9 protein-coding genes are annotated in these 10,407 nt (G+C 71.0%); 7 read left to right on the forward strand and 2 right to left on the reverse strand.

What is annotated here, in order from left to right; genetic code table 11:
• Nucleotides 1-73: 73 nt before the first annotated feature.
• The 4 genes from J2Z30_RS07750 to J2Z30_RS07765 all read left to right on the forward strand — a co-directional run bounded on the left by J2Z30_RS07750 (nt 74) and on the right by J2Z30_RS07765 (nt 3,552).
• On the forward strand, nt 74-586 hold the full coding sequence (locus tag J2Z30_RS07750) for a GNAT family N-acetyltransferase (protein ID WP_044579952.1): 513 nt from the start codon (nt 74-76) through the stop codon (nt 584-586).
• Between the two features lie 155 nt (nt 587-741).
• Nucleotides 742-1,506: an SGNH/GDSL hydrolase family protein gene (locus tag J2Z30_RS07755; protein ID WP_107073430.1), complete on the forward strand. Its 765-nt coding sequence runs from the start codon at nt 742-744 to the stop codon at nt 1,504-1,506.
• 39 nt (nt 1,507-1,545) lie between these two features.
• Entirely contained in the window at nt 1,546-2,529 is a 984-nt protein-coding gene (locus J2Z30_RS07760) for an extracellular catalytic domain type 1 short-chain-length polyhydroxyalkanoate depolymerase (RefSeq protein ID WP_044579954.1), read from the forward strand.
• A 270-nt stretch (nt 2,530-2,799) separates the two neighbouring features.
• Nucleotides 2,800-3,552 (forward strand): class I SAM-dependent methyltransferase, encoded by a 753-nt coding sequence (locus J2Z30_RS07765; protein WP_044579956.1) that lies wholly within the window; start codon nt 2,800-2,802, stop codon nt 3,550-3,552.
• Between the two features lie 14 nt (nt 3,553-3,566).
• On the opposite strand, the gene J2Z30_RS51305 is transcribed toward J2Z30_RS07765, so the two are convergent.
• Entirely contained in the window at nt 3,567-5,369 is a 1,803-nt protein-coding gene (locus J2Z30_RS51305; RefSeq protein ID WP_052701816.1) for an RICIN domain-containing protein, read from the reverse strand.
• A 350-nt stretch (nt 5,370-5,719) separates the two neighbouring features.
• Here J2Z30_RS51305 and J2Z30_RS07775 point away from each other — a divergent pair, with 350 nt between their 5' ends.
• Together J2Z30_RS07775 and J2Z30_RS07780 are read left to right on the forward strand one after the other, a co-directional pair.
• Nucleotides 5,720-6,562, forward strand: a complete 843-nt coding sequence (locus J2Z30_RS07775) for an aldo/keto reductase (RefSeq protein WP_044579958.1) — start codon at nt 5,720-5,722, stop codon at nt 6,560-6,562.
• 34 nt (nt 6,563-6,596) lie between these two features.
• Nucleotides 6,597-7,298 (forward strand): alpha/beta fold hydrolase, encoded by a 702-nt coding sequence (locus J2Z30_RS07780; protein ID WP_044579959.1) that lies wholly within the window; start codon nt 6,597-6,599, stop codon nt 7,296-7,298.
• 70 nt (nt 7,299-7,368) lie between these two features.
• On the opposite strand, the gene J2Z30_RS07785 is transcribed toward J2Z30_RS07780, so the two are convergent.
• Nucleotides 7,369-8,058, reverse strand: a complete 690-nt coding sequence (locus J2Z30_RS07785) for a hypothetical protein (RefSeq protein ID WP_044579960.1) — start codon at nt 8,056-8,058, stop codon at nt 7,369-7,371.
• 458 nt (nt 8,059-8,516) lie between these two features.
• Between J2Z30_RS07785 and J2Z30_RS07790 the strand changes: the two genes are divergently transcribed.
• Nucleotides 8,517-10,199: an ABC-F family ATP-binding cassette domain-containing protein gene (locus J2Z30_RS07790; RefSeq protein ID WP_044579961.1), complete on the forward strand. Its 1,683-nt coding sequence runs from the start codon at nt 8,517-8,519 to the stop codon at nt 10,197-10,199.
• Nucleotides 10,200-10,407 lie beyond the last annotated feature (208 nt).

The following is a 10,407-nucleotide window of genomic DNA, read 5'->3' on the forward strand; positions in this document are numbered from 1 at the left end:
CTGTCAGCACCGCGCCACCGATCCGGCGCGGTGCTGACACACCCGGTGCCGTACGTGCGTAGCCTGGTGCGCCATGAGCGAGATGACACTGCGCCGGGCCCAAGTCTCCGACCACGGGACGATCGTCGAGAGCGTGCGGGAGTGGTGGGGCGACTCACGCACCCCCGGTCAGGCGCGTGAGCTTTCCATGCTGCTGCCCAGGCTGTTTCTGCAGTTCTTCGCCGGCACCAGTCTGGTGCTGGAGGACGGCGACGGCATCAAGGCGTTCCTCGTGGGCTTCCACGCCGCGGACAACGACCACGAGGCGTACATCCACTTCGTCGGGGTGGCGCCCGAGCTGCGCGGGCAGGGTGTGGGCCGCAGGCTCTACACGGCGTTCTTCCGGCGCGCCGCCGAGGCGGGCCGCCGTGAGGTGCACGCCATCACCTCGCCACTGAACACCGGGGCCGTGGCCTTCCACCGGGCCATGGGGTTCATGCTCGAGGAGGGCGATCGTGAGGTCAACGGCCTTCCCGTGCACGGCGATTACGACGGACCCGGGCAGCACCGGGTGTGCTTCCGCCGACAGATCGCCGTTCGTCCCTGACTGAGGACAAGAGGGCTTGACGGTGGTGGTGCGCTGCTCTACACCGGTATGGGAGCGCTCCCATGATCCTGTGACGTGTTCCACGACCAGGGCGTCCGTACCCGTTCCGCGGATGCCCACGGACCGAACCTCATGGACCGCCGAAAGGAAAGCGCATGGCACGCACCAGACATCCGCTCGCCGCCCTGATTCCCTTACTCGCGTTCCTCGCCGTTCTCGTCCCGCTCGGCGCCGGCACGGCCCACGCCGAGTCCAACGGCGGGGTGAAGGTCATGCCGCTGGGCGACTCGATCACCGACGGGTTCAACGTCCCGGGCGGTTACCGCGTCGGCCTGTGGCAGAAGCTCACGGCGGGCCGCTACGAAGTCGACTTCGTCGGCTCGCTCTTCAACGGCCCGTCCGGCCTGGGGGATCACGACCACGAGGGCCACTCCGGCTGGACGATCCAGCAGATCGACGACAACGTCGTGAACTGGCTGCGCACCCAGAACCCGCACACGATCCTGCTGCACATCGGAACCAACGACATCTATGGCAGCAACCCCGCCGGGGCGCCGGCCAGGCTCTCCACCCTGATCGACCACATCACCGCCCAGGCGCCGAACGCGGAGCTCTTCGTCGCCACCATCACCCCGCTGGGCTTCATGGACTCGACCGTACGGGCGTACAACGCGGCGATCCCCGGCATCGTGCGGAGCAAGGTCAACGCGGGCAAGCACGTCCATCTGGTTGACATGTACAGCGCATTGACGCCCGCGGACCTGGCCGACGGAGTGCATCCCAACGCCGGTGGCTACGACAAGATGGCCGACGTCTGGTGGCGGGCGCTGCGGTCGGTACCGGGCAGCATCGGCAACCCCTCGTTCGCCACCACCGGGTCCGGGGCGCGTGGCAACGGGTCGGCCGCACGGGCGGCATGAGCCGCCCCTTCACCGTCACAGCCCAGGAAGGACCGTCATATGAACCACACCCCCGCCGCCGCGGAAACCACGCGCACACCCAGGCGCCGCCCGAGGACACCGAGGTCGATGGCCGCGGCGTTACTCGGCGGCGTACTGCCACTGCTCGCCGCACTGTTCCTGCTGGCACCGCCACCCGCGGCGGCCGCCTCGCTCACCGAGATCACGGGCTTCGGCAACAACCCGAGCAACCTCCGCATGTACGAGTACGTGCCGAACAACGTCGCGGCACGGCCCGCCGTCCTCGTGGCGGTGCACTACTGCACCGGCTCGGGGCCCGCGTTCTACTCCGGCACCGAGTTCGCCTCCCTGGCCGACCGGTACGGCTTCATCGTCATCTACCCCTCCGCCACCAGAAGCGGCGCCTGCTTCGATGTCTCCTCCCCGCAGGCGCTGCGGCACGACGGCGGCAGCGACCCGGTGGGTATCGTCTCGATGGTCCGCTACGCCCAGCAGCGCCACGACGCCGACCCCAACCGGGTGTACGTCACCGGTGCCTCGTCGGGCGCCATGATGACCAACGTCCTGCTGGGCGACTACCCGGATGTGTTCAAGGCGGGCGCGGCGTTCGCGGGCGTGCCCTTCGGCTGCTTCGCCACCACCGACGGATCCGGCTGGAACACCGCCTGCGCCAACGGCACCATCACCAAGACACCGCAGGCGTGGGGCGATCTCGCACGCGGGGCCTACCCCGGATACCAGGGCGCCCGGCCGAGGATGCAACTGTGGCACGGCACCGCGGACGGCACCCTGCGCTACCCGAACTTCGGCGAGGAGATCAAGCAGTGGACCAATGTGCTCGGGGTGAGCCAGACCCCCGTCCGCACGGACCAACCGCAGTCCTCCTGGACCCGCACCCGCTACGGCACCGCGGGCAACCAGGCCCCCGTTGAGGCGATCAGCGTTCAGGGCACCGGACACTCCCTCCCGACCGCCGGAATGGCCGCACGGGCCGTCACCTTCTTCGGCCTGGACGCCGGATGACACCCTGACGGGCCGAGAACACGAAGAACGAGCCGACACGGTGAACCGGCCGGCACGATGCTGAGAAAGCCGCCTCGGGGCCGCCGAAACCGGCCCCTTGGCGGCCTTCCGAGGGTACGTGGGCGGCCGGTGCCCACGGCCGCGGACAACTCCTCCGCCGCCTGGCCCCCGGCCCCGCCGACGCCCGTCCACGCCCTTGCCGCATACCCCCTGAGCTGGCCTTTCTCCGGACCCATGGCTATGTTTTCACCCCTCGGGAAAGGAGAGCGAGTGGACCGGAACATACGCACGATGGACGACGTCTTGAGGCTCCTGGACGGCCTCTTCGCACCGGAGGCCGACCGCTGGACACCCGACGGCGCCTCGTGGTGGGACGGGTTCTACGCGGACCGCTCCAAGGACGTGCCGTTCTTCGTGGCGAAGCCCGATGAGCATCTGGTGTCGTATCTGGAGCGTGGCCTGATCGCCCCGGGCCGGGCCCTCGACCTGGGGTGCGGCCCCGGCCGTAACGCCCTCCACCTCGCCTCCCAGGGCTTCACGGTGGACGCCGTCGACCTCTCGCCCACGGCCGTCTCCTGGGCCGAGGAACGCGCCCGTGAGGCCGGGGCCGAGATCCGGTTCCACCGCGGCGACGCCTTCGCCCGCACCGATGGCGAGCTCGCCGGACCGTACGACCTGATCTGCGACTCCGGCTGCTTCCACCACCTGCCACCGCACCGCCGGATCAGCTACCTCGCGCTCCTCGAGCGTGCCCTGGCCCCCGGCGGCCATCTCGCCCTCAGCTGCTTCGCCGCGGGCGCGATGGGCTCCGAACTCCCCGACGTGGCCTTCTACCACCAGTCCGCGCTCCACGGTGGCCTCGCCTACACACCGGACTCCCTGCGCTGGATCTTCTCCGAGCTGACCGAGGTCGAGCTGCGCCGTATGCACGACGAGCCGTCCGACTCCCCGCTCTTCGGGGAGCCGTTCCTGTGGACGGCCCTCTTCCGTCGCCCGACGGGGGCGCGGAGCGCTGCGGCCTGAGGTGCCGCCGACGGTCAGTGTGCCGGAGCCGGGCCCGACACCGACACATCGGCCGAGGCGTCCCCGAGGCCGGCGTTCCACCGCTGGTCGTTCCGGTCCTCGGCCGAGCGCAGCTCGACCTCACTGCCGGAGCCGTCGCCGTCCGGGGTGACCGCGAAGTCGGGTGCGATATGAGGGCGGATCACCCCGTCGCGGTCGACCGCGAACCGCAGGTTCTCGCCGTTGCCGCCCTCGGCGGACGAGCACGGCCAGATGCCGACACCCCGGTCGGTGTCCCCTCGCGAGTCCAGGCAGAAGTCGGGGTCGGCCTCGGTGTGCAGCAGCCCCTCAGAGTCCAGCCGCCACCGCTGGGTGTCGCTCCCGCTGCACTGGGCCAGGACGGCGTCCGTGCGCTTCTCCAACTGCTGGTCGCGGATGTCCAGACAGAGCCCGGAGGCGGCGTTGATCACCGCCGTGAAGCTGTCGTCCGGAATCGGGGCGGAGGGCGCGGGCGCGGTGCTCGGGGGAGTGGTGGCGGGAGCGGTCGTGGGCGGCTCGGTCATGCCACCGGGGTTCGGCGGGCGCTGTGGCCTCTTCGTCGGAGCCGGTGAATCCGGCGGCGGGTCCGACGAAGGAGCCGCCGGAGTGGCCGAGGGAACGGGGGTGTTCGCGCGACCGGCCGGGGCCATGTCGTCCCCGTCGGACACCAGGAGGGCGACGGTGAGGGCCACCGCCGCCACGGCCGCCACCGCGACCAGCGCGGCCGTCGCGGGCGGCCGGGAGCCCGTCCAGGCCCGTCGGCGCCAACGTCCCGTGGACCCACCGTCCATCGGCGTATTCGCCGCGACTCCGGCGACACCGGTGGGCCCCACCGGCGGATACGGCGGCGGGGGAGCGGGGGTCAAGGGAGGCTCCGGCCGCGGCGGCTCCACGGGCGACGGCGCCGCCGATCCCGCCGAGGGCAGACCGCCGACCGGTTCCGCCGAGGGCACACCGTCGACCGGTTCCGCCGTGACGTAGGCCGTTCCGCCCCACCCCAGGAGCCCATCGGCGATCACGGGCCGGGGATCCTCGTCCATCCGTATCAGGTCGCCGTACACCCCGGCACACGAAAGGCAGCCGGACAGATGGCGGTCCAGGTCGTCGCAGCGCCGGGGGCTGTCCGGCCGTACCGCCGCCTCGATGAGGCCCCGGAACCCCTGACACGTCTGCTCGCCGCCACGCTCCAGATGGGTCCGCAGCCATGCCTCGCGCAGCGCGCCCCGAGCCGTCTCCCGGAGCGTGGGGACGGTGTGCGGCGCGACCCCCGCGAAGGTGGCCACCACCGTGTCGGGCTCCGCCTCCACCACGCTGTACCACAGGACATCGCGGGTGCGCGCCGAGAGGGTGAGGAAGCCACCGAGCATGGGCGAACGCTCCCTCGGCCCCGGGAGTCCGGCCTCACCGCCCGTGGCGGTACCGGAGTGGCCGAGCCACTCGGCGAACGCGGGATTCAGCCGCTCCTCCCGGCCGCCATCCGCCCAGGTGGCGGCCACCCGCTGGACGAGCAGCAGCAGATGGTGGCGCCACGGCCCCCAGGGATCGATACCCCGGCAGGTCTCCTGCGCGGCGAGACCGAAGGACAGGTCGGCGAGCTGGTCGGCGTCGGCCTGGGTCCTGCCGCAGAGCCGGGCGTAGGACAGCACCGCCGAAAGGTGGCGCTCCCCCAGTTCCTGGGTGGCGGGGAGGGCGGTGGGCGCCCCGGAGCGGATCCGTTCGGTGAGCTCCGTGTCGGACAGTTGGGCGTACGACCGCTGCCCGGTGGTGGCATCGGGTTCGGTTCCGTGCGGGTCGGTCACCCTCACCACTCCTCGCGTCACCGGCAGTGAGACGAGTGCCCATAGTGGTGGAGGGCGCGGGTGCGGGTAAAGGTATCCGCCAGGAACTCCCCTGAGGCGACAATTCTTTACCGGTCGGTTGGCTATCGGCTGGTTGCCTACCGGCTGATTGGCTACCGGCCGGTGGTGAAGCGCCGACGAGTTCGCGTTTGAGCACCTTGCCGCTGGGGCCCAGGGGGAAGGCGTCGATGAACTCCACCCGGCGCGGAGGGGGCAGCGACCGACCCCCGGGGCCGCGCGGTGCGGACGTCGCATCGCCCATGGCGTCGCCTACCGTGGGAGGCAGTCGGAGAACCAGGGAGGCGGGCAGGATGAGCGGCGCACCGGACACCGTCCCGCTGCCGTCGGGTGAGCGGATCCTGCTGCTCGGCCAGGGCACCTGGCACATCGGTGACCACGCCCGGCGCCGCGCCGATGAGATCGCGGCGCTGCGGCGTGGCCTCGACCTCGGAATGACCGTCGTGGACACGGCCGAGATGTACGGCAGCGGCGCCTCCGAGGAACTCGTCGGAGAGGCGATCGCCGGCCGCCGCGACGAGGTGTTCCTGGTCAGCAAGGTGCTGCCCGGCCACGCCGACCGCAGTGGCACCATCGCGGCCTGCGGGGACAGCCTGCGGCGGCTCGGTACGGACCGGCTGGATCTGTATCTGCTGCACTGGCGGGGGCGGATCCCGCTGGAGGAGACCCTCGAAGCCTTCATCGAACTCACCGAGAGCGGCAAGATCCGCCACTGGGGGGTGAGCAACTTCGATGCCTCCGACATGACGGATCTCGTCTCCATCCCCGGTGGCGACGGTGTCGCCGTCAACCAGGTGCTCTACAACCTCACCCGGCGCGGTGTGGAGTACGACCTCATGCCCTGGTGCCATCGGCGCGACATTCCGCTGATGGCCTATTCGCCCATCGAGCAGGGACGCCTGCCGCACACCGGCGCGCTGCGGGAGGTCGCACGGGCCCATGACGCGACCCCCGCGCAGGTGATGCTGGCCTGGGTGCTCCGACAGGGGGCGATGGCGATCCCCAAGGCCGGGCGGGTCGACCATGTCGAGGAGAACCGCGCCGCGCTGGATCTCGAGCTGACGTCGGAGGACCTGGCCGCGCTGGACCGCGCCTTCCCACCGCCCACGGGGCCCGTGCCTCTCGACGTCCTCTGAGTCCGCTGTCAGACGCCCGCGCTACCTTGCCGCCATGACGGAATTCGTACTGGTGGCGGGTGCGTGGCTGGGGTCGTGGGCATGGGACGGGGTGGTGCCGGAGCTCCGGGCGGCCGGACACGGCGCTCATGCCCTCACGCTGTCCGGACTCGCCGACAAGCAGGGTGTGCCGGCCGGGCAGCAGACCCACGTCCAGGACATCGTCGGCGAGATCGAGCGCCTCGAGCTGCGCGATGTGGTCCTGGTGGGGCACAGCTATTCGGGCATCCCGGTCGGTCAGGCCGCCGAGCGCATCGGCGACCGGCTGGCCCATGTGGTGTTCGTGGACTCCAACGTTCCGGTGGACGGTGAGTCGTTCCTGTCGGCCTGGCCCAGCGGCCGGGCCATGGTGGAGGCGTCGATGGCGGCGAACGACGGCTTCTGGGCGCCCCTGACCGAGGCCGACTCCGAGGGCCAGGGGCTCACCGACGAGCAGATCGCGCGGATCGTGGCCGGTGCCACGCCGCATCCGGGCGCCACACTGTCCGAGCCCGCCGTGCTGGCGCGCCCGCTCGGCGGGCTTCCGGCCACGTACATCAAGTGCCTGCTCGACGGCGATGAGCCGACGGGCGACGTGGCCCAGCTGCTGAAGAGCGAGCACTGGCGGCTGGTCGAGATGGACACCGGCCACTGGCCGATGTTCTCCCAGCCGCGTGAGCTGGCCCGGATACTGCTCGGCCGCGCTGGGGCATCCTGACCCCGCACCACGCCTGACGGGCGATGGCACACGGCGGGCCACGCCGTGTGCCATCGCACCGCCGGAGCGGTCACTCGCAGCCGTACCGCCAGTTCCACCCCACGAAGGTGTGCCGCAGCTCCACATCGAAGCGGCAGCTCGCCGTCCCGTCCGCCTTCAACTGGACATACGAGTGGTGGGTGTTGTCGTACCAGTCGCCGGTCGGGTCGAAGACTCCCTTGTACGCGAAGTCGGCGTGCGCCTCGGAGTTGACCTCGGCGCAGTCCGTGACACAGTCGGCCTTGGCGTTCTGCGAGGTGAGCGACCAACCGGCGTCCCACGGCTCGCGGTTCCACTCCTGGGTGGCCGTGGTGCCGCCCGTGGTGACGCGCCCGTTCGCCGTGTCCCATGAGGAGGCGGTGTACAGGCCCGTCATCCGGATGTTGCAGCAGTCGTACATCTCGTTCCAGCCACGCAGCTGATGGCCGGCGGCGGTGGTGGCCGTGACCGCGTTCCCGGCAGCGGTCGCGGTGCGGGCCGAGCGGGCCGCCGCCGGGCCGTGCTGGACGGAGACCCGCTCCGGCTTGCAGTCGGCGCCAATGGTGATCTGCCCCGAAACGGCCTGGCCGGGTGCCGGAGCGGGGAGCTCGCCGGTCAGCCGGACACCGTCACAGGACTTCGGCGCCGGGTCGGACTCCTGCGCCGTCGCCACTGTCGCCCCGCCCAGGAGCGCCACCAGGGAGACGGCCGACACGGCCGCGATGCTTAACCGGCTGTTCACTTCTCACGCCCCTTGATCCGATGATCCATGCGATCCGAAACGGGCGGCGCGCCTCGGTGCGGGTGCGCCGCCAGGTCACGCGGATGATCGTAACGGCGTCCGCGCGCGGCAGCGGGGGTCTGGGGCAGGTTGGCAGGAAGGTGGCAGCACGGCCCCCGCCCGGCGTTTCCACGACACCGCAGGCCACAGCTGGGGTACACTTCCCGGGTCCTGTTGTCTCCGATAGAGGTGGACGTTGCGTATCTGAGGTTCGCGATCATCGCGCGGTACGGCACAAGCCGTAGCCCGTCACCCCGTAGTCGGCCTTCTTGCCGCCCGTGACCCGCGTGGATGCGACCTCGGTGCATACGCCGTCCCTCACCCTTCGGAGGGCCGCACCCCCATTTCCCGGCTTGGTCGCCGCGTGGTGCTCGCATACGTAGCCCCTTGTTCACAGCGCTTACGAATGCGAGAACACCATGGCAGCATCCCCCACCCCCAGCGCCTCCGTGACCTGCTCGGCCGTGTCCTTCCAGTGGGCGGACGGCACGTCCGTCTTCGACGGGCTCTCGCTCGGTATCGGGCGGGGCCGCACCGGCCTCGTGGGCACAAATGGCAGTGGCAAGTCCACCCTGCTGCGGCTGATCGCCGGCCGGTTGCGTCCCACCGAGGGGTCGGTGACCGTCGGCGGCAGCCTCGCCTACCTTCCGCAGAACATCACCTTGGACACCACCCTCCGCGTGGACCAGGCCCTGGGCATCGCCGAGCGGCGCGCCGCGCTGCGCGCCATCGAGGCCGGAGACGTCGACGAGGCCCACTTCGAGACGGTCGGCGACGACTGGGACGTCGAGGAGCGGGCCCTGGCGACACTGGGCTCACTCGGGCTCGGCAGTGTCGGACTGGACCGTACCGTCGGCCATCTGTCCGGCGGGGAGACCGTGCTGCTGCGCCTGGCCGCCCTGCTCCTGGAGCGCCCCGACGTCCTGCTGCTCGACGAACCCACCAACAACCTCGACCTGTTCGCCCGGCGGCGGCTCTACGACGCCGTGGACTCCTGGCGCTCCGGTGTGCTGGTCGTGGTCAGCCACGACCGCGAGCTGCTGGAGCGGGTGGACCGCATCGCCGAACTGCGGTCCGGGTCGGTGACCTGGTACGGCGGCGGCTGGTCCGCCTACCAGGAGGCGCTGGCCACCCAGCAGGAGGCGGCGGCGCGCACGCTGCGGGCCGCAGAGGCGGATGTGCGGCGGCAAAAGCGCGAACTGGAGGAGACCCATATCAAAGTGGCACGCCGTCAGCGGCACAGCAAGAAGATGGACATCGAGCGGCGGGCCCCGAGAATCGTCGCCGGTGCCCGCAAGCGGGCCGCGCAGGAGTCCGCCGGTAAGCTCCGCGATCTGCACGAAGACCGTCTCCACGAGGCACGCGAGCGGCGTGAGGAGGCCGCGGACGCGGTCCGCGCCGACGCCGAGATCCGGGTGAGCCTGCCGCACACCGCCGTGCCCGCGGGCCGCACCGTGCTCGGCCTGAGTGAACTGCGCCTCCAGTACGGCGCGTTGCGCGATGCCACCCTCCATGTGCACGGGCCCGAACGCATCGCGCTGGTCGGGCGCAACGGAGCCGGTAAGACGACACTGCTGCGCACCCTCACCGGCGAACTCGCCCCGCTGTCGGGGGAGGCCAGGACGTACGTACCGCTGCGGTTCCTCCCCCAGCGGCTGGATGTGCTGGACGACGGGCTGAGCGTGGCGGCCAACGTGGTGAGCCGGGCGCCCGGTGTCACCGACAACCACATCCGCGCCCAGCTCGCGCGCTTCCTCTTCAAGGGCGCGCGTGCGGAGCAGCAGGCGGGCACCCTCTCCGGTGGGGAACGCTTCCGGGCCGCACTCGCGGCCACCATGCTCGCCGCACCGGCCCCGCAACTGCTGATGCTCGACGAGCCGACCAACAACCTCGACCTGGCCAGTGTGCGGCAGTTGACGAGCGCGCTGGACTCCTACCAGGGCGCGCTCGTGGTCGCCAGCCACGATCTGCCGTTCCTGGAGTCGATCGGCATCACCCGGTGGCTGCTGGTCGGCGAGGAGTTGCGGGACATCGCCGCCGATGAGGTCCGGGAGGTGCTCGAGACGACATCCGCGGCGGGGGAAGTGACGGAAACGGGCTGAGACCGAGTCCCTCGACGCTCTCCCCGAGGGCGGGGCGCCCCCGCTTGCCCCCAGGCCGGGCGCCCCGCCGCTCCGTTCCGCACCCGGAATTCGCGAGAGCGAAATGAGGATCCGGAGTCCGCGCAGGTTAAGGCGCATTCAAGGTTCACTCATGCGCCTCGGCCTACCTTCGAAAACGATCTCGTTCGCACGAGATATATGAACGTTT

The organism is Streptomyces iranensis, assembly GCF_017874715.1.
Lineage (GTDB): Bacteria > Actinomycetota > Actinomycetes > Streptomycetales > Streptomycetaceae > Streptomyces > Streptomyces iranensis.

Bases quoted from the DNA above. Each gene is read 5' to 3' on its own strand.
- J2Z30_RS07750 (WP_044579952.1), top strand. From the start codon at position 74: ATGAGCGAGATGACACTGCGCCGGGCCCAAGTCTCCGACCACGGGACG.
- J2Z30_RS07755 (WP_107073430.1), top strand. From the start codon at position 742: ATGGCACGCACCAGACATCCGCTCGCCGCCCTGATTCCCTTACTCGCG.
- J2Z30_RS07760 (WP_044579954.1), top strand. From the start codon at position 1,546: ATGAACCACACCCCCGCCGCCGCGGAAACCACGCGCACACCCAGGCGC.
- J2Z30_RS07775 (WP_044579958.1), top strand. From the start codon at position 5,720: ATGAGCGGCGCACCGGACACCGTCCCGCTGCCGTCGGGTGAGCGGATC.
- J2Z30_RS07780 (WP_044579959.1), top strand. From the start codon at position 6,597: ATGACGGAATTCGTACTGGTGGCGGGTGCGTGGCTGGGGTCGTGGGCA.
- J2Z30_RS07790 (WP_044579961.1), top strand. From the start codon at position 8,517: ATGGCAGCATCCCCCACCCCCAGCGCCTCCGTGACCTGCTCGGCCGTG.